This window comes from Staphylococcus sp. 510 (assembly GCF_057219715.1).
Window position 1 is genome coordinate 25091 of record NZ_JBXVVK010000012.1, and the last position, 20204, is coordinate 45294.

The following is a 20204-nucleotide window of genomic DNA, read 5'->3' on the forward strand; positions in this document are numbered from 1 at the left end:
ATGTAAATATGACTACACCATTTAAACGTGTGCATCTAATTGTGATGGACTCAGTTGGTATTGGCGAAGGCCCTGATGCCGCAGCATTTAATGACGAAGGGTCACATACTTTAAAGCATACACTTGAAGGTTTTGATCAGTCGTTACCTCATTTAGAAAGATTAGGATTAGGTAATATCGACCAATTACCAGTTATCTCAAGTGTCGAGGAACCTCAAGCTTTTTATACAAAATTAAGTGAGGCTTCTGTAGGTAAAGACACAATGACAGGTCACTGGGAAATAATGGGATTAAATATTATGCAACCATTTAAAGTATACCCAGATGGTTTTCCTGATGAATTAGTCCAAGAAATTGAAAATATGACAGGTAGAAAGGTTGTTGCTAACCGTCCTGCATCTGGTACTCAAATTATTGATGAGTGGGGCGAACATCAAATGAAAACCGGTGATTTGATTGTATACACAAGTGCTGACCCGGTACTTCAAATTGCTGCTCATGAAGATGTGATACCTTTAGAAGAACTATATGATATATGTGAGAAAGTCAGAGAACTAACCAAAGATCCTAAGTATTTAATTGGTAGAATTATTGCTCGACCATATGTTGGTGAACCTGGTAACTTCACACGTACATCTAATCGTCATGACTATGCATTAAAGCCGTTTGGTAAAACAGTTATGAATGAATTGAAAGATAATAACTATGATGTTATTGCAATCGGAAAGATTAATGATATCTATGATGGTGAAGGTGTAACTGAAGCTATTCGAACTAAAAGCAATATGGATGGCATGGATCAATTAATTAATGTTGTAAAAAAAGATTTCAATGGATTAAGTTTTCTCAATTTAGTTGATTTTGATGCTCTTTATGGTCATCGTCGTGATAAACCAGGATATGCACAAGCAATCAAAGACTTTGATAATCGAATACCAGAGCTGATCGACAATTTAAATGAAGATGATTTAGTCATTATTACAGCAGATCATGGTAATGACCCAACAGCTGAAGGTACCGACCATACTAGAGAGTATATACCTGTACTAATGTTTAGTCCTAAAATCAAGCAGTATCATGAATTGCCTGGAGATACAACATTTAGTTCAATAGGTGCAACAATTGCAGATAATTTCAACGTAGAAATGCCCGAATTTGGAAAAAGTTATTTAAAAGAAATGGGAGTGGAACACGAATGAAATTTCTAAGATGGCTATTAGGTATTAGTTTTGGAACAGCAGGTGTATTACATTTTACGAGAGAAAGACAGTTTAGAAACATTGTGCCTGACTATTTACCATTACAAAAAACAGCAGTACTTGTAACTGGCGTATTTGAAATATTCTTTGGTATTGCTTTACTTATTAAACGCCCAGCAAGTTGGTTGAAAAAAGGAATAAATTTATTCTTATTAGCAGTTTTACCTGCAAATGTTTATATGGCGAGAAAAAAATTACCACTTGGTGATAAAGAAGTGCCGGCATGGGCATTATGGTTACGTTTACCATTACAATTTGTACTGATTGGTTTAGTTAAAAAATTATAAGATTAAATAAGCCAGGATGTTAGCAATGAAGCTAACATCCTGGCTTATTTTATACATATATATTGCTATTTAGCATTGCCATAAATGTCGTGCCATTGATTACGTTTATCTAAGAACGCTTGTGCGATTTCTTTGGCACCTTCTAATGAATGACTAGCAGCCCAACCACATTGTACTTCATTACATGCAGGGACTTCTGTTGCGTTTAACACATCATGGAGAGTTTTTTCAACAATATCTAATACATCTTCATAATCATCATGGTTGATAAATGAAACATAAAATCCTGTTTGACATCCCATTGGGCTTAAATCTACTACTTTATCTGTATGATTTCTGATGTTTTCCGCCATTAAATGCTCTAGTGAATGTAAACCAGGCATTTCCATATGTTCTTTGTTAGGTTGTTTAAAACGAATATCATATTTGTGAATTTTGTCGCCATTTAGTCCTTCCATTGTGCCTGCTAATCGAATAAATGGTGCAACCACTTTTGTATGATCTAAATTAAAACTTTCTACGTTCATTTTGGGCATTATATTTTCCTCCTCAAATATACGAAACAACAATTTATTAATAACTAAATTGTAACAATACTGTTTTGTTTTTACAATTTCGAGGTAACAGTATCTTATACTAAAATACAAGTTTGAATAGTGAGAAAATTGTGTAAATATAAATAAATGTAATGACATTTAAATCTAAATCCGATAGAATAAGTAATAATTAAATGGTAGATGTGGTCATTATAGTGCGTTTGTAGAATGGGAGCTAGGTAATATGAGTGAGAAACAAGATATTTTAGATTATATTGAAAATAATAAATATGATTATGTAGAGATGAGTCACCGAATACATGAAAGACCAGAGCTTGGTAATGAAGAAATCTTCGCTTCAAGAACATTGATCGATAGTTTGAAAGCGAATGGATTTGAAATCGAAACAGATATTGTTGGACATGCTACAGGATTTATAGCTAGATATGAATCGAATAAAGAAGGTCCAGCTATTGGCTTTTTAGCAGAATATGATTCCTTACCGGGACTAGGTCATGCATGTGGACATAATATTATCGGTACGGCAAGCACGTTAGGTGGCATTGCTTTAAAACAAGTCATTGACGATATCGGCGGTTCAGTTGTGGTACTCGGATGTCCTGCAGAAGAAGGCGGAGAAAATGGAAGTGCTAAAGCATCTTATGTAAAAGCAGGTATTATTGATGAAATAGATATTGCATTAATGGTACATCCAGGCAATGAAACATACAAAACGATAAATACATTAGCGGTTGATGTATTAGATGTTAAATTTTATGGGAAAAGTGCACATGCTTCTGAGAATGCGGATGAAGCTAGAAACGCATTAGATGCTATGATTTCATATTTTAATGGTGTAGCGCAACTAAGACAACACATTAAAAAGAGTCAACGTGTCCATGGTGTCATATTAGATGGTGGTAAAGCAGCCAATATTATACCTGATTTTACACATGCTCGGTTTTACACAAGAGCCACGTCAAGAAAAGAATTAGATGTTTTAACAGAAAAAGTAAAACAAATTGCAAGGGGTGCCGCAATTCAAACAGGTTGTGATTATGAATTTGGTCCAATTCAAAATGGTGTCAATGAGTTAATCAAATCACCAAAATTGGACGATTTATTCGAAAAATATGCCATTGAAATGGGTGAAGCAGTCATTGATGATGACTTCGGTTATGGTTCAACTGATACAGGTAATGTTAGTCATGTTGTACCTACAATTCATCCGCACATTAAAATTGGATCAAGAAATTTAGTAGGGCACACACACCGGTTTAGAGAAGCAGCAGCTAGTTTACAAGGTGATCAAGCACTCATCAAAGGCGCAAAAATTATGGCCTTAATGGGATTAGAAATAATTAAAAATCAAACATTATTCGATGAAATAGTTGAAGAACATCATCATATGAAAGGACATGTGAAATCATGAGTGAAAACGTATATAGTCCCAAATTAACATTAAGCGATTTATATAATGATGATGTTGTTTATACATCTAGGCCTTCATATATATCTAATCCATGGTTAAAGCCTGATGAACATCAATCTAATTTTTTAACTGGCCGAGAGTTATTAATTGCCAATCAGTTTCCAGTTATTGTACATGAAGCGAGTGTAACTTCTAAATTAGAGACCCTATTTAAAGAGGTGGGTAAACAAATCCCGCCTCATATTTATCAGTTTAGAGATCAACAAACTTATGAATCTTTAATAAAAAAATTGGCATATGAAAATAATAAAAAATTATACTTCCAATATATTCATGACGACGATGTATTAGAGAAGTCATACTATGCATTAAATAAAGATGTGTTTGTTGCGCTTAACAATAAAGCAAGAATCCCAGAATGGACGAATGGTAAATATCTTCCAAAGAGAGAGATTGTACCTATTGAGTCTTTCAAAGATGCGATACAGAATTGGCAATATCCTTTTGTCATTAAGCCGGGGGATGATTTACCAACTGCTGGAGGATATGGTGTGATGATTTGTTACAATGATCATGATCTAGCCGAAGCTCAAAAACGTATTGAAGAAGCAACAGAAACAACTGATCAATTAATTATTGAACAAAAAATTGAAGCCGTACAAAACTATTGCGTTCAATTTGCTTATTCCGAAGACATTGGTATTCAATACTTAGGTACCGCGCGACAATTAACAAATGATTATGGTTTCTATAACGGTAATGAAAATGTAGAAGATGTGCCACAACATGTCATAGACGCAGGTCGTGAAATTATGTCAATTGGTGTAGGGTTAGGTTTCTTTGGTGTTGCTGGATTTGATTTATTGTTAGATGAACATCATGACGTATACGCCATTGATTTAAACTTTAGACAAAATGGTTCAACGAGTATGCTACTATTATCTGATGAATTAACAAACGGATATCATAAATTCTACAGTTATTTCTCAGATGGAGATAATGACCATTTCTTCAATACCATCTTAAAATATGTGAAAAAAGGTGTTCTATATCCTTTATCATATTATGATGGTGATTGGTATGGTAAGAATAAAGTAGGTTCTAGATTTGGATGTATATGGCATGGCAAAGACAAAGCATCGATTCAACAATTGGAGAAAGCATTTTTAGAAGAATTAAAAAATTAAATGATATTGTAATAACTCTTAAAATTTAAGTGATAAGCTTAATTTTTAAGAGTTTTTTTAAGGAATAATGAAAAAAGTGAGTGTTAGGTATACGATTCTTATCGTATTGACTAACATTAATGAGTATTTTAATATTTTAAGTAAGGAATAAAAGAATATCTATGAATCGAGGGTGTAAAATGTCTTACAAAGAGGAATCGTTTTTCAAAGAAATGTTAATAAATGAATATATTTATTTTGCTTCAAAAAATAAAAAAATAGTACGTTTAATGAAAAATGAACAGTCCTATGTAGCTGCATGGACAGATGCAGACACTGCGAAGCAATATTTAAATGATAACGAAATCAATTATGATAAATTAATACAATTAGATTTAGATCGCTTTGTCGTATATGACTTAGATGAATTATTTGATGAAACGGATAAAGTAATGATTGATACGACAAACGATAATACAGGTAAACTTGTCAATATATATGATGTCACTCGAGAATTGATGTCAGAATTAGATAAAATTAGAGTGAAAGAATTTGTTAGAGATGTAGCGAAATATGATCATGTGTATGGACTAACTAATAAGAACGAAAAAAACTTTATTTTAATAGATGATGGAAGAGAAGATAAACCACAAATTATGCCAGTTTGGAGCTTAAAGAAAAGAGCTCAAAAAGTTCAAGAGGAAGACTTTGAAGAATGTGATTTAATTGAAATTGAGACCAGTGTGTTTGGTGAGTGGTTAGATAAATTACGTGATGACGATAAAGGTGTTGGAATAGATTTAAAACCAGGTGTCATCGGAACAATAGTATCAGCACAAAAATTATCTAACGAAACAACATTTTAATATTTAAAAGGGAGGTTGAGACATACAGTTTTTGTCTCGACCTCCCTTTTAGTTTAATGATTGTCATTCAGATGTATCGCACCTATTGCACCAGAAAAGGCGCCATGTTCAATGTAAAATGGATTGAATCCTCTTAATACAGTATAATCTTCGATTACTTTACGTAATAACGGATTATTGTTAAATGATGAACCGATGTAAACAACATTATCAGTTTGATGCTCATGAGCAACTGTAATAGACATCGTTGTAATAACTTCTCCCACAACACCCACAACAGAGGCTAATTTATTCTCTAATGAAAAGTCTTCATTCATATGATGTAAAACATTACCAAAGTTTGCGGCTGTTAAATCACCAGGAATAGGGGGTTCACAATCTTTATAAATATGTTTGACTTTTAAATCAATCGTATCTCTATCACCTTTTTGGGCCAAATCTGTTAATTGTTTATAATCTGAAATTTGGCTTAATAAATAACCAAGACCTTGAATCATACCGCCACCAGTACCTATACCTCCAACACGTTGTTGTTGTTGACCATCAAAATAATGAAGTGAAGTACCTGTACCTACATTGGCAAAAATATATTGATTAATATCATGACCTTGTTCTTTAAGTAAAATACCTAGTCCTTTTGAAGCAGCATCAAATTCAACAAAATTTTGAGTTGGTTTTGATAGTTGCTCAGCTATAATACTTGCTTGACCACCAGTCAAACTTAAACTCTCGAATTCAATTTGGTTTAACCACTGAATCACTTTATCAATATTAATGGTTAGTTCGGTGTGATATTTACGTTTATTTTCGAATTCTTGAACGATTTTAATTAAAGTTCCACCAGCATCGATTCCTATTTTCATTTCCACATTCACCTCAAATCAAAAATCCATCACCCATAATAGTATAATAAATTAAGCGAAATACAAGAGTTTATTTTATTTAAAAAATGAACTCATAAAACAATGCAATTAAATTACAATTCTAAAATAGGACTTTGTATACATTTTATTTGGTAGATATTTTAAATTATATGAGAATTCGTATTACAATAGGGTAAAGTAATATATAATAAGTGAGTAATTAAAGATAAGGGGATTAACTTATGAATATAAAAAAGCAATTTGAAGATATAACGATTCAAGTCTTTGAAGAAAAATATCGTACGGATATATTAAATTTTGAACTAAGTGAGAGACAGCAAATCTATTCTTCATTACCTAAAACAGTTTTAGAAGAAGCACTTAATGATGACAATCGTGTTGCTAATATTGCGAAGAATAAAGATGGAGAAGTTGTGGGGTTCTTTGTATTACATCAATATTATCAACATGAAGGGTATGATACGCCTGAAAATGTCGTTTATGTACGATCATTGTCAGTTAATGAACGATACCAAGGACATGGTTATGGTACTAAAATGATGATGTATTTACCTCAATATGTACAAGCATTGTTCCCGGACTTTAATCATCTATTTTTAGTTGTTGATGCTGAGAATCAAGCAGCTTGGAACGTGTATGAACGTGCAGGTTTTATGCATACAGCTACTAAAGAAGAAGGACCAATTGGTAAAGAAAGATTGTATTATTTAGATTTAGATTCTAAACATGTGTCTTCCTTGAAACTCGTTGAGAACGAATCTTCAGAAGAAGCTAATATTCATTTAATTAACTTACTCAAGGATGGAGAAAAAGTAGGTTTTATTGGTATTGAACAGATTGATGATAGAATGCGTATTTCTGGAATTGAAGTTAATAAAACGCATCGAAATGAAGGTATAGCTGAAAGTGCATTAAGACAATTACCAACTTATATACGTAAGAACTTTGATAATATTAAGGTGTTATCTATTACTTTGTATGGAGAAAATAACGAATTAAGTCCACTGTGTATTAATAGTAACTTTGTTGAAGTAGAACAAGCAGAGGATTACATTCTATTTGAAAAATATATAAATTATTAACAGAGATTGCGTAAACGCCCATTGTCATTTATAATTTAATTTTGTTACTATTAATTAACGAAATTTGACCTACTAGTTTAAGATAAAAATCCTTTGAAAGGAAGTATTTTATAATGAAAATTAAAGATTACACTAAAGAAATGGTAGATGAAAAATCATTTATCGATATGGCTTACACACTTCTAAATGAAAAAGGCGAAACAATGAATTTATACGATATTATTGATGAATTCAAAGCCTTAGGTAATTATGAATACGATGAAATTGAAAATCGTGTTGTTCAATTCTATACAGATTTAAATACTGATGGTCGCTTTTTAAATATCGGTGAAAACCAATGGGGAATTCGCGATTGGTATTCTGTAGATGATATTGAAGAAAAAATTGCACCAACTATTCAAAAATTTGATATTCTTGATGACGATGACGAAGAGGATAAAAACCTTAAATTATTAGGTGAAGATGAAGCGGATGACGATGATGATATTCCAGCAGTTACCGATGATCAAGAAACATTAAATGATCCTGAAGATGAACAAGTCGAAGATGAAATTAATGAAACTGATATCGTTATCGACGAAGAAGATGAAGATGAAGATGATGACTTTGATGATGAAGAAGAGGAAGAAGAATATCAAAGCTAAATTTCTAATTGACTTTTAGTTTAAAAATGATAGAATTTTATTTGGGCTCCTTTAAATAGGACACGTGTATAAATGTTATACGCTCCCCTTACAAATATGTGAGAGGGAGCGTTTTTTTATTTTAATAAAATAAGATTCCAATGTAATGTTTAATGTTGTAGAATGAATATTATTTCAAAGTAACTATCAAATACACTGTGACATGTAAATAGAAAAGTATATGTGAATGTATTAAACACATTGTTCCTTTCAAATTAAATACATACTTAATTTATAGTAAATGCTTTTGATTTTAAGCAAATAATATGCAAACTCTAATAAAATTCAGGAGGTCAAATCATGACAAAGTTTATATTTGTAACAGGTGGCGTAGTTTCATCATTAGGTAAAGGGATTACTGCTGCTTCTTTAGGAAGATTATTAAAAGATAGAGGTCTTGAAGTTACGATTCAAAAATTTGATCCGTATTTAAATGTCGATCCAGGAACAATGAGTCCTTATCAACATGGTGAAGTTTTTGTAACTGATGATGGGGCTGAAACGGATTTAGATTTAGGACACTATGAACGTTTTATCGATATCAATTTAAATAAGTATTCAAACGTAACTGCAGGTAAAGTATACTCACACGTCTTGAAAAAAGAGCGTCGTGGTGATTATTTAGGTGGAACAGTACAAGTTATTCCACACATCACTAATGAAATTAAAGAGCGCTTGTTATTAGCTGGTGAAAGTACTAATGCTGATGTTGTTATTACTGAAATTGGTGGTACAACAGGGGATATTGAGTCTTTACCATTCTTAGAAGCAATTCGACAAATTAGAAGTGACTTAGGTAGAGAAAATGTAATGTATGTTCACTGTACACTATTACCATATATCAAAGCAGCAGGCGAAATGAAAACTAAACCAACACAACATAGCGTTAAAGAATTACGTGGATTAGGTATCCAACCAGACCTAATTGTTGTTCGTACTGAATATGAAATGACACAAGATTTAAAAGATAAAATCGCATTATTCTGTGATATTAATAAAGAAAGTGTTATCGAATGTCGCGATGCTGACTCATTATATGAAATCCCACTACAATTAAGTAAACAAGAAATGGACGACATAGTAATCAAACGACTACAATTAAACGCTAAATATGAAACACAATTAGATGAATGGCAACATTTACTAGACACTGTCAATAGTTTAGATGGCAAAATTACAATTGGTTTAGTTGGTAAATATGTAAGCCTACAAGATGCATATTTATCTGTGGTAGAATCACTTAAACATGCAGGTTATCCATTCAAAAAAGATGTTGTAGTTAAATGGATAGATTCAAGTTTAGTAACGGATGAAAATGTTGCAAGTTACCTTTCTGATGTAGATGGTATTCTAGTGCCGGGTGGATTTGGTTTCCGTGCCAGCGAAGGTAAAATTTCAGCCATTAAATATGCGCGCGAAAATAATGTGCCATACTTTGGTATTTGTTTAGGCATGCAACTCGCTACAGTAGAATTTGCACGTAATGTCTTAGGATTAGAAGGTGCACATTCAGCTGAATTAGATCCTAGTACACCACATCCAATTATTGACTTATTACCTGAACAAAAAGATATTGAAGATTTAGGTGGTACTTTAAGATTAGGATTATATCCTTGTACAATTAAAGAAGGTACTTTAGCACATTCTATTTATAATGAAAATAATATTGAAGAAAGACATCGTCATAGATATGAATTCAACAATGATTATAGAGAGCAATTAGAAGCTAATGGAATGGTATTCTCTGGAACAAGTCCAGATGGAAGATTAATTGAAATGGTAGAGATTCCAGAAAAAGATTTCTTTATTGCATGTCAATTCCATCCAGAATTTTTATCTAGACCAAATAGACCACAACCCATTTTTAAAGCTTTTGTTGAAGCAGCTTTAAAACATCAACAACAATAATATTAATAAAGCCTATGGATATGAATTAGTTCATACCCATAGGCTTTGTTATTTTATAATTCTAAATCACGTGTCATTTCAACCATTTGAGTATAAATATCATAATAGATATAGTTAAAAGCAATAGGGTGAGGTTGTACAATCTTATCGTAATCTTCAGTGTATACGATAGGTCTTGGCGTTGATAGATTGATAAAATGCATTAAATGTTCAGGAAAATCATCTCGTTTAGGGTGATTACATACAAGAACAAAGTCGATATCAGTCTCTATTAGTTTATTTACGTCACGTTCGACGTCTTCATTGTATGTAGGTGAAAATAAAAATACGCGGTCTGTTGTATCTAATTCTTCAAAGCTGTTTAAATCTGTTAAAGGTAAGCTTGATTTTAACTTTTCATGACTATGTAGGATGAATTCTTCATAAAATTTCAAATCGTCATATCCTTTAATATAAACATGGCCTTCGCCACCAATGGCTTGTATTAAACATTGTGCCCCCATTTGTACATCTAAAGCTTGTTTTTCAATTCTATCGAAGATACCTATTAATTGCGTATTGAGTATTTTTGACATATTCTACCTCCATTCTATTCATTAAAATATTGTAAATAAAGCCATAATTGATTGCAATGATTATAACTAATTATAATTGGATACGTTTTCAAATCGAGTAGTGGTAAGGATTGTGAAAATTGTAAATTTTAAATCATCTATTCGAATGCATTTAAGTTGTAATTTTGTTATAATGAGTTTGAAAAAATACGTGCTCAAGCACTCAAGGAGGAACTATAATGCCTTTAGTTTCAATGAAAGAAATGTTAATCGATGCAAAAGAAAATGGTTATGCGGTTGGTCAATACAACTTAAATAACTTAGAATTTACACAAGCTATTTTAGAAGCTTCACAAGAAGAGAATGCACCAGTTATTTTAGGTGTTTCTGAAGGAGCTGCTCGTTACATGAGCGGATTCTATACAGTAGTTAAAATGGTTGAAGGTTTAATGCATGACTTAAACATTACAATACCAGTAGCTATCCACTTAGACCATGGTTCAAGCTTTGAAAAATGTAAAGAAGCAATTGATGCTGGATTCACTTCAGTAATGATTGACGCTTCTCACAGTCCTTTTGAAGAAAATGTTGAAATCACTTCTAAAGTGGTTGAATATGCTCACGAAAGAGGCGTTTCAGTAGAAGCTGAGTTAGGTACAGTTGGTGGTCAAGAAGACGATGTAGTAGCTGACGGTGTCATCTATGCAGATCCTAAGGAATGTCAAGAACTAGTTGAAAAAACTGGTATCGATACATTAGCACCTGCATTAGGTTCAGTACATGGTCCTTACAAAGGTGAACCAAAATTAGGTTTCAAAGAAATGGAAGAAATTGGTGCTTCAACTGGTTTACCATTAGTATTACATGGTGGTACTGGTATCCCAACTAAAGACATCCAAAAAGCAATTCCTTATGGTACTGCTAAAATTAATGTTAACACTGAAAACCAAATTGCTTCAGCTAAAGCTGTTCGCGATGTATTAAACAAAGATTCTGAAGTTTACGATCCACGTAAATATTTAGGACCTGCTCGTGAAGCAATTAAAGCAACAGTTAAAGGTAAAATTAAAGAATTCGGTACTTCTAACCGTGCTAAATAATTAAATATCTTTTAATAAGCCATTAAACCTAGGTTTAATGGCTTATTTTTATGCTATAATGATTACGAAATTTATAAAATTGCATAAGTTTTAAGCATACTAAATAAAAATATAGTATTGTTGGCATATGAAAATCAGAACAATTTAATGCGGAGGAAACAAACTTTAAATTCGTAACTTTTGATGAACATGATATAACATAATGTTGAACCAACTATGTATTCATGAACTATTTTACAAACAAAGTAAAATTATTTTATAATGCTAATAATGTAAATTTTTAACAAATGAAGGAAACAAAGGAGAAAAAGATATGGCTCAAGAGGTAATCAAAATTAGAGGTGGAAAGACACTTAAAGGAGAAGTGAATATTAGTGGTGCTAAAAATAGTGCTGTAGCAATCATTCCTGCTACTTTATTAGCCCATGGACAAGTGAATTTAGATGGGTTACCACAAATCTCTGATGTAGAAACACTTGTTAGCTTATTAGAAGATTTAAATATTAAAACAAAATTAGACGGTACTAAATTAGATGTTTATACAACTGAAATTGAAAATGCACCATTACCCAATAATAAAGTTGAATCTTTAAGAGCCTCATATTATATGATGGGAGCAATGCTAGGAAGATTTAAAAAGTGTGTCATTGGGCTTCCAGGTGGTTGCCCATTAGGGCCACGTCCAATCGATCAACATATTAAAGGTTTTAAGGCATTAGGTGCAGAAATCGATGAATCTAGTGACACGTCAATGAAAATTGAAGCTAAACAATTAAAAGGAGCTAATATCTTTTTAGATATGGTGAGTGTTGGTGCTACAATTAATATTATGTTAGCTGCGGTACATGCAGAAGGACAAACTGTTATTGAAAATGCAGCAAAAGAACCTGAAGTTGTAGATGTGGCTAATTTTTTAATTAGTATGGGAGCACAAATTAAAGGTGCCGGTACAACGACAATTAAAATTAATGGCGTAGATACATTACACGGTACAGAATATCAAGTTATACCTGACCGTATTGAAGCAGGCTCATACATGTGTATGGCGGCAGCTGCGGGAGAAGAAGTTGTCATTAATAATATAGTGCCAAGACATGTTGAAGCATTGACAGCTAAATTAAAAGAATTAGGTGTCGATATCGAATTAAACGATGAAAAAGCTATTATTAGAAAGAGCGAACCGTATCATAGTGTTGATATTAAAACACTGGTATATCCAGGATTTGCAACAGACCTACAACAACCGATTACACCATTATTAGTTATGGCAAATGGTCCATCATTTGTTACAGATACAATTTATCCTGAAAGATTCAAGCATGTTGAAGAACTACAACAAATGGGTGCTAACATTAATAAAGATAATGGCACAGCAACGATTAAACCATCCACTCTTAATGGGGCTGAAGTTTATGCGAGTGATTTAAGAGCAGGTGCATGCTTGATAGTAGCTGGTTTAATCGCGGAAGGCGTTACAACTATATACAACGTTAAACACATTTATCGTGGGTATACTCAAATTGTTGAACATTTAAAAGCGCTCGGTGCAGAAATTTGGACTGAAACAGTTTAAAAAATGTGGTATAATAAATATACTTAAAATTATAAGCACAGATTTTAGTGCATTAGTATTAAGATATATGAGTGAGAGGTGAGATTTATGGAAGTATGTCCTTATTTAGAAGAAACTTTTAAAATATTAGGACGCAGTTGGAACGGTTTAATCATCAACTATTTATCTAGATGCGAAGACCAATCTGCACATTTTTCCGATTTGAAAAGAGACTTGAAAACAATCACGCCTCGTGCACTAAGTATTAAACTGACTGAATTAGGAGACTGGGGATTAGTTGAAAAAAGAATCGTTTCCACTAGTCCAGTAACCATTATTTATGAATTGACAGAAAAAGGTAGTTCATTAGCTGACGCTTTAAAACCAATTGAAGAATGGGCACAAAATAATATTAATCTAGAATCAGAAGCAGAACCTGTAAAATAATTCAGACAGTTGTACTTAGAATTGTTTAATTTCTAGATTACGACAACATCCTTATGATTAATTTTAATAAGAAGATGTATTGTAAGAGTGAGGCAATCATGTATTGCTTCGCTTTTTTTCTATGCCATTTTACAGATTGAGTGAATTCGATTGTTATTTCATAAATTTTAAATTTTAAAATGATTAAGTGCAATTGAATCAATGAGCAGATATGTTTAACTTTGTAACAAAATGGTTAGAATAGTTGTATAACAAATCTAAGGAGTGAAGTTTGATGAGACATTTCACTAAACAATATATTAATGGTGAATGGGTTGATAGTGCTAGTGGAGAAACAATAGAAGTAATTAACCCTGCAACTGAAGAGGTCATTGGTTCAGTGGCTAAAGGTAATGAAGAAGATGTTAATAAAGCAGTTGAAGCTGCAGATAATGTATATTTAGATTTCCGTCATAGTACGGTTGAATATAGAAGAGATTTACTAGATAAAATCGTTAAAGAATATGAAAATAGAAAAGAAGATATTGTACAAGCGATTACTGATGAACTTGGTGCGCCGTTATCAGTTTCTGAAAAAGTACATTATCAAATGGGACTTAATCATTTTACTGCAGCGAGAGATGCATTAGACAGTTTTGAATTTGAAGAACAACGTGGTGATGATTTAGTTGTGAAAGAAGCTATCGGCGTAGCAGGTTTAGTTACACCTTGGAATTTCCCAACTAATCAAACATCACTTAAATTAGCTGCAGCATTTGCAGCAGGAAGCGCTGTTGTCTTAAAACCATCAGAAGAAACACCGTTCGCTGCTGTTATCTTAGCTGAAATTTTTGATAAAGTAGGCGTGCCTAAAGGCGTATTTAACCTTGTTAATGGTGACGGTGAAGGTGTAGGTAATCCGTTAAGTGAACATCCTAAAGTTAGAATGATGTCATTTACAGGCTCAGGTCCTACTGGTTCAAAAATTATGGAAAAAGCAGCTAAAGACTTCAAAAAAGTATCATTAGAACTTGGTGGTAAGTCACCTTATATCGTTTTAGATGATGTTGATATTGAAGAAGCGGCTAAAGCGACAACAGGTAAAGTTGTTAATAATACAGGACAAGTATGTACTGCAGGTACACGTGTATTAGTACCAAATAGTATTAAAGAAGACTTCTTAAAAGCTGTGAAAGCACAATTTAGTTCAGTCAAAGTCGGTGATCCTAGAGAAGAAGGTACACAAGTTGGACCGATTATTAGTAAAAAACAATTTGACCAAGTTCAATCATATATTGATAAAGGTATTGAAGAAGGTGCAGAATTATTTTACGGAGGTCCTGGTAAACCTGAAGGTTTAGAAAAAGGATATTTTGCTCGTCCTACTATTTTCATTAACGTTGATAATCATATGACTATTGCTCAAGAAGAAATTTTTGGTCCTGTTATGTCAGTGATCACTTATAATGATGTAGACGAAGCAATTAAAATAGCGAATGATACGAAATATGGTCTAGCTGGTTATGTTATTGGTAATGATAAAGACACATTACACAAAGTGGCACGTTCTATTGAAGCAGGAACAGTTGAAATTAATGAAGCTGGACGTAAACCAGATTTACCATTTGGTGGATATAAACAATCTGGATTAGGTCGTGAATGGGGCGACTACGGAATTGAAGAATTCTTAGAAGTAAAATCAATTGCAGGTTATTTCAAATAATTAAAAAATATTATGAATCAAATTTTTGTGAATGCACGTTACGTTATGACGTAACGTGCATTGTTTTAAATATGTTAAATACAAAATTCGTTTTGTATTTAAATTAAAAGTTTGCTATAGTTATTCTAGTATTTAGAAGGTTATGATGAACAAAGTCGTGATAAGCACTTCAAAAGGCTTTTTTTTAGTAAATGCTAATTAATAGCCATCTATGTTCCATCACAATCTTTTTAACATAAAAAATAAGGAAATGGGTGCAAGTCTATGCCTGAACGAGAACGAACTTCTCCTCAATATGAATCTTTCCACGAACTATACAAAAACAACACTACTAAAGAACTCACTCAGAAAGCTAAATCTTTAAAATTAACTAATTATAGTAAATTGAATAAGAAAGAACTTGTATTAGCTATCATGGAAGCTCAAATGGAGAAAGATGGCAATTATTATATGGAGGGTATTTTAGATGATATCCAACCCGATGGTTATGGTTTCTTAAGAACTGTTAATTATTCTAAGGGTGAAAAAGACATCTATATTTCAGCAAGTCAAATTCGTCGATTTGAAATTAAAAGAGGCGATAAAGTAACAGGTAAAGTTCGTAAACCTAAAGATAATGAGAAATACTATGGATTACTACAAGTGGACTTTGTTAACGATCAAAATGCTGAAGAAGTAAAAAAACGTCCTCACTTCCAAGCGTTGACGCCTTTGTATCCAGAAGAACGAATTTTACTTGAAACTGAACCAAAAAATTATTCAACACGAATCATGGATTTAGTAACTCCTATTGGTTTAGGACAACGTGGGCTCATTGTTGCGCCACCTAAAGCGGGTAAAACATCATTACTTAAAGAAATTGCTAATGCAATTATTACCAATAAACCAGAATCCAAATTATTTGTCTTGTTAGTTGGTGAGAGACCTGAAGAAGTAACTGATATAGAACGTTCAGTTGAATCAGCTGAAGTTGTACATTCAACGTTTGATGAACCACCACAACATCACGTGAAAGTTGCAGAATTATTATTAGAGAGAGCTAAACGCCTTGTAGAAATAGGGGAAGATGTCATTATATTAATGGACTCAATTACTCGATTAGCTCGAGCTTATAACTTAGTCATTCCACCAAGTGGCCGTACGCTTTCTGGTGGTCTTGATCCAGCATCTCTGCATAAACCAAAAGCCTTTTTCGGTGCAGCCCGAAATATAGAAGCGGGTGGTAGTTTAACTATCTTAGCTACAGCTTTAGTAGATACAGGCTCAAGAATGGACGATATGATTTATGAAGAATTCAAAGGTACAGGTAATATGGAGCTTCACTTAGATCGTAAACTATCTGAACGACGTATCTTCCCAGCTATAGACATTGGTCGAAGTTCTACACGTAAAGAAGAACTGTTAATTAGCAAGGCAGAGTTAGATACATTATGGCAACTTCGTAATCTATTCACGGATTCTATGGATTTTACAGAGAGATTTATTCGTAAGTTAAAACGTTCAAAAAATAATAAAGATTTCTTTGAACAACTACAAAAATCAGCAGAAGAAAGCACAAAAACAGGTAAACCTATTATTTAATTTTACAAAGGGTTGCGTTTTACCTTAATTACTATTATAATTACCAAGTATTGGGTAAAAACTCACAAATAACTCTGTTCCAGATGGTTCAGGGCAAAGGAGCTGAAAACAATGAAACAAGGAATTCATCCTGAGTATCATAAAGTTATCTTTTTAGATACTACTACAAACTTTAAATTCTTAAGTGGTTCTACTAAAACATCATCAGAAACTATGGAGTGGGAAGATGGAAATGAATACCCAGTTATTCGTTTAGACATTTCTTCTGATTCACATCCTTTCTATACAGGACGTCAAAAATTCGCTGCTGCGGATGGTCGTGTGGAACGCTTCAACAAAAAGTTTGGTCTCAAATCAAACAACAACTAATTTTAAGTTTAGACTGTCTACACCATATCAATGGTTATGTAGGCAGTTTTTTTATTATAGTTATATTTAGAGATGACTTGCTATTCAACATAAGAGTAATAAAGAAATGAGTAAGTTATAGAATATTACTGTAGCTAACTTTTTCGAGTTATTATTGTATAATAGAATAGATTGCAAAAATAGCATTTATGATATTTTAAAATATGATATAATTAAGCGATTATGTTTTGAAAAAGGGTGGAACGCTTAATGTATGAAACTTATCATTCCGGATGGATTGAATGTATTACCGGAAGTATGTTTAGTGGTAAATCAGAAGAACTTATACGTCGACTTAGACGAGGAATTTACGCTAAACAGAAAGTTATTGTTTTTAAACCAGCAATTGATGATCGCTATCATAAAGAAAAGGTAGTTTCACATAATGGCAATGCAATTGAAGCTATAAATATTTCAACAGCTAGAGAAATTTTAAATCATGACATATCTCATGCAGATGTTATCGGTATAGATGAAGTTCAATTTTTTGATGAAAATATTGTAAGTATCATACAACAACTTGCTGATCAAGGTCATCGAGTCATTGTGGCTGGATTAGATATGGACTTTAAAGGCGAACCGTTCGAGCCAATGCCTGAATTATTGGCATTAAGTGAGCATGTTACAAAATTGCAATCTGTATGTGCGGTATGTGGAGGGCCTTCAAGTCGAACTCAAAGACTTATAGATGGTCAACCCGCTAAAGCAGATGATCCAATTATTTTAGTAGGTGCTAATGAAAGTTATGAACCAAGATGTAGAGCGCATCATATTGTAGCGCCAAGTGAAAATGAGAAGGAGGAAATGTAGTGTTTGATCAATTAGAAATTGTAGAGGAAAGATATGAACAATTAAATGAAATGTTAAGCGACCCAGATGTCGTGAACGATTCAGATAAATTACGTAAATATTCAAAAGAACAGGCAGAATTGCAAAAAACTGTAGATGTCTATAGAAGTTATAAAAGTAAAAAAGAAGAGTTAGCAGATATCGAAGAAATGCTAAATGAGACTTCTGATAAAGAAGAAATTGAAATGTTAAAAGAAGAAAGCTCAAGTTTAAAAAATGAACTTCCTGAAATGGAAGAACAATTAAAATTATTACTTATTCCTAAAGATCCAAATGATGAAAAAGATGTTATCGTTGAGATTCGTGCTGCAGCTGGTGGTGATGAAGCAGCAATTTTTGCTGGAGATTTAATGAGAATGTACTCTAAGTATGCTGAAGCGCACAACTTTAAAACAGAAATTGTTGAAGCATCAGAAAGTGACCATGGTGGCTATAAAGAGATCAGTTTCTCAGTATCCGGTAACGGTGCATACAGCAAACTTAAATTTGAAAATGGTGCGCATCGTGTTCAACGTGTTCCTGAAACAGAGTCAGGTGGTCGTATTCACACGTCAACAGCTACAGTCGCAGTATTACCAGAAGTAGAAGATGTAGAAATCGAAATTAGAAATGAAGACTTAAAAATTGATACGTATCGTTCTAGTGGTGCAGGTGGTCAGCACGTCAATACAACAGATTCAGCTGTTCGTATCACTCACTTACCAACAGGTGTCATTGCTACTTCATCAGAAAAATCACAAATACAAAACCGTGAAAAAGCGATGAAAGTATTAAAAGCAAGATTGTATGATATGAAATTGCAAGAAGAACAACAAAAATATGCATCACAACGTAAATCAGCAGTAGGAACAGGTGACCGTTCAGAAAGAATTAGAACGTATAACTATCCTCAAAGTCGTGTAACTGATCATAGAATTGGCTTAACATTGCAGAAACTGAGTCAGATTTTGGAAGGTAATTTAGATGAGATTATCGATGCCCTAACATTATCTGAACAAACAGATAAATTGAAAGAATTAAACAATGGTGAGTTATAAAGATTACTTAGCAAATGCTATTTCATTAGCAAAAGAGAAAGGCTATGAACAAACACGAGCTGAGTGGTTATTACTTGATACATTTAATTGGTCACGTACAGACTATCTTATTCATATGAATGATGAAATGTCGGTTGCTGATAAAGCTAAACTTGGTTTAAATTTACAAAGAATGCTATCTGGAGAACCTATTCAATATATTGTAGGGTTTCAATCTTTTTATGGATACCGATTTACAGTATCTGATCGTTGTCTCATTCCTAGACCTGAAACTGAAGAAGTAATGTTACATTTTTTAAACCTTTGTAACGAAGGCGATGCAATAGCAGATATAGGGACAGGCAGCGGTGTATTAGGCATCACATTAAAAAAGTTAAAGCCTACTTTAAGCGTAATAGCTACCGATTTATATGAAGATGCATTAGAAGTGGCACGATTAAACGCAGAACAACACGGAGAGAACATTGATTTCATTCAAGGTAATGCGTTAAAGCCATTGATAGAACGAAATATTAAAGTAAATGGTCTGATATCAAATCCGCCATACATTGATGTCAAAGAAGTCAAAGATATGGCTAAAACAGTCGTAGACTATGAACCACATCAAGCATTATTTGCAAAGAGTCAAGGTTATGCTATTTATCAATCGATTCTAAATGATTTACCTAAGGTGTTATTACCAGGCGCACATGTAGTGTTTGAAATTGGTTATAACCAAGGTCAGACTTTAAAAGAGATAGTGAATGATATGTACCCAGATAAGGCAGTCGCAATTTATAAAGATATTAATCAACTAGATAGAATTTTAGAAATTAAATGGTAAAGTCACGCTCATTTAAATAAATGGATTACTTTTAATTATTAAATTCTT

At 32.9% G+C, this 20204-nt stretch carries 20 protein-coding genes; 17 read left to right on the forward strand and 3 right to left on the reverse strand.

All coding sequences use genetic code 11. The annotated features are described in order from the left end of the window. Nucleotides 1-8: 8 nt before the first annotated feature. Entirely contained in the window at nucleotides 9-1199 is a 1191-nt protein-coding gene (gene deoB / locus AC2D8K_RS09800) for a phosphopentomutase (RefSeq protein WP_206140894.1), read from the forward strand. Then, nucleotides 1196-1546: a DoxX family protein gene (locus tag AC2D8K_RS09805; protein WP_023373368.1), complete on the forward strand. Its 351-nt coding sequence runs from the start codon at nucleotides 1196-1198 to the stop codon at nucleotides 1544-1546. Before deoB ends, AC2D8K_RS09805 begins: the two co-directional genes overlap by 4 nt. A gap of 65 nt (nucleotides 1547-1611) precedes the next feature. Here the strand turns inward: AC2D8K_RS09805 and AC2D8K_RS09810 are convergent, their stop codons facing one another. Further along, entirely contained in the window at nucleotides 1612-2082 is a 471-nt protein-coding gene (locus AC2D8K_RS09810) for an S-ribosylhomocysteine lyase (RefSeq protein ID WP_002451683.1), read from the reverse strand. Nucleotides 2083-2326: 244 nt separating this feature from the next. On the opposite strand from AC2D8K_RS09810, the gene AC2D8K_RS09815 reads away from it, so the two are divergent. From AC2D8K_RS09815 to AC2D8K_RS09825, 3 genes are all read left to right on the forward strand, one after another. Continuing rightward, the gene (locus AC2D8K_RS09815; protein ID WP_002451682.1) at nucleotides 2327-3514 is read left to right on the forward strand and encodes a M20 family metallopeptidase; all 1188 of its coding nucleotides are present in this window, start codon (nucleotides 2327-2329) and stop codon (nucleotides 3512-3514) included. Next, entirely contained in the window at nucleotides 3511-4701 is a 1191-nt protein-coding gene (ldmS, locus tag AC2D8K_RS09820; protein WP_484698571.1) for an L-aspartate--L-methionine ligase LdmS, read from the forward strand. Before AC2D8K_RS09815 ends, ldmS begins: the two co-directional genes overlap by 4 nt. 179 nt (nucleotides 4702-4880) lie before the next feature. Next, entirely contained in the window at nucleotides 4881-5546 is a 666-nt protein-coding gene (locus AC2D8K_RS09825; RefSeq protein WP_484698572.1) for a DUF2750 domain-containing protein, read from the forward strand. Nucleotides 5547-5599: 53 nt separating this feature from the next. Here AC2D8K_RS09825 and coaW read toward each other — a convergent pair whose 3' ends face one another. Next, nucleotides 5600-6409, reverse strand: a complete 810-nt coding sequence (gene coaW, locus AC2D8K_RS09830; RefSeq protein WP_002451679.1) for a type II pantothenate kinase — start codon at nucleotides 6407-6409, stop codon at nucleotides 5600-5602. 242 nt (nucleotides 6410-6651) lie between these two features. On the opposite strand from coaW, the gene AC2D8K_RS09835 reads away from it, so the two are divergent. The 3 genes from AC2D8K_RS09835 (at nucleotide 6652) to pyrG (ending at nucleotide 10103) form a co-directional block, all read left to right on the forward strand. Next, on the forward strand, nucleotides 6652-7512 hold the full coding sequence (locus AC2D8K_RS09835) for a GNAT family N-acetyltransferase (RefSeq protein ID WP_002451678.1): 861 nt from the start codon (nucleotides 6652-6654) through the stop codon (nucleotides 7510-7512). 113 nt (nucleotides 7513-7625) lie between these two features. Further along, a complete protein-coding gene (gene rpoE / locus AC2D8K_RS09840) occupies nucleotides 7626-8156 on the forward strand; it encodes a DNA-directed RNA polymerase subunit delta (protein WP_002451677.1) in 531 nt (176 codons plus the stop codon). 339 nt (nucleotides 8157-8495) lie between these two features. Next, complete coding sequence (gene pyrG / locus AC2D8K_RS09845) at nucleotides 8496-10103, forward strand: CTP synthase (protein WP_002451676.1); 1608 nt, start codon at nucleotides 8496-8498, stop codon at nucleotides 10101-10103. Nucleotides 10104-10156: 53 nt separating this feature from the next. Here pyrG and AC2D8K_RS09850 read toward each other — a convergent pair whose 3' ends face one another. Then, the gene (locus AC2D8K_RS09850; protein WP_002451675.1) at nucleotides 10157-10678 is read right to left on the reverse strand and encodes a DUF2529 domain-containing protein; all 522 of its coding nucleotides are present in this window, start codon (nucleotides 10676-10678) and stop codon (nucleotides 10157-10159) included. A 218-nt stretch (nucleotides 10679-10896) separates the two neighbouring features. Here AC2D8K_RS09850 and fdaB point away from each other — a divergent pair, with 218 nt between their 5' ends. From fdaB to prmC, 9 genes are all read left to right on the forward strand, one after another. Continuing rightward, nucleotides 10897-11757 carry a class IIb fructose-bisphosphate aldolase FdaB gene (gene fdaB / locus AC2D8K_RS09855; protein ID WP_002451674.1) on the forward strand — a complete coding sequence of 287 codons (861 nt, stop codon included), beginning with the start codon at nucleotides 10897-10899 and terminating at the stop codon, nucleotides 11755-11757. A 313-nt stretch (nucleotides 11758-12070) separates the two neighbouring features. Beyond that, nucleotides 12071-13330, forward strand: a complete 1260-nt coding sequence (locus AC2D8K_RS09860) for a UDP-N-acetylglucosamine 1-carboxyvinyltransferase (RefSeq protein ID WP_002451673.1) — start codon at nucleotides 12071-12073, stop codon at nucleotides 13328-13330. Nucleotides 13331-13417: 87 nt separating this feature from the next. Beyond that, the gene (locus AC2D8K_RS09865; RefSeq protein WP_002451672.1) at nucleotides 13418-13756 is read left to right on the forward strand and encodes a winged helix-turn-helix transcriptional regulator; all 339 of its coding nucleotides are present in this window, start codon (nucleotides 13418-13420) and stop codon (nucleotides 13754-13756) included. 274 nt (nucleotides 13757-14030) lie between these two features. After that, entirely contained in the window at nucleotides 14031-15458 is a 1428-nt protein-coding gene (locus AC2D8K_RS09870) for an aldehyde dehydrogenase family protein (RefSeq protein ID WP_002451671.1), read from the forward strand. Between the two features lie 264 nt (nucleotides 15459-15722). Beyond that, nucleotides 15723-17039 carry a transcription termination factor Rho gene (gene rho / locus AC2D8K_RS09875; RefSeq protein ID WP_002451670.1) on the forward strand — a complete coding sequence of 439 codons (1317 nt, stop codon included), beginning with the start codon at nucleotides 15723-15725 and terminating at the stop codon, nucleotides 17037-17039. Nucleotides 17040-17150: 111 nt separating this feature from the next. Continuing rightward, on the forward strand, nucleotides 17151-17408 hold the full coding sequence (locus AC2D8K_RS09880) for a type B 50S ribosomal protein L31 (protein WP_002451669.1): 258 nt from the start codon (nucleotides 17151-17153) through the stop codon (nucleotides 17406-17408). A gap of 249 nt (nucleotides 17409-17657) precedes the next feature. Then, nucleotides 17658-18257 carry a thymidine kinase gene (locus AC2D8K_RS09885; RefSeq protein ID WP_484698575.1) on the forward strand — a complete coding sequence of 200 codons (600 nt, stop codon included), beginning with the start codon at nucleotides 17658-17660 and terminating at the stop codon, nucleotides 18255-18257. Then, nucleotides 18257-19333, forward strand: coding sequence for a peptide chain release factor 1 (gene prfA / locus AC2D8K_RS09890; protein WP_002451667.1), 1077 nt, complete (start codon nucleotides 18257-18259; stop codon nucleotides 19331-19333). Before AC2D8K_RS09885 ends, prfA begins: the two co-directional genes overlap by 1 nt. Beyond that, the gene (gene prmC / locus AC2D8K_RS09895; RefSeq protein WP_002451666.1) at nucleotides 19320-20156 is read left to right on the forward strand and encodes a peptide chain release factor N(5)-glutamine methyltransferase; all 837 of its coding nucleotides are present in this window, start codon (nucleotides 19320-19322) and stop codon (nucleotides 20154-20156) included. Before prfA ends, prmC begins: the two co-directional genes overlap by 14 nt. The last annotated feature ends 48 nt before the right edge of the window (nucleotides 20157-20204 follow it).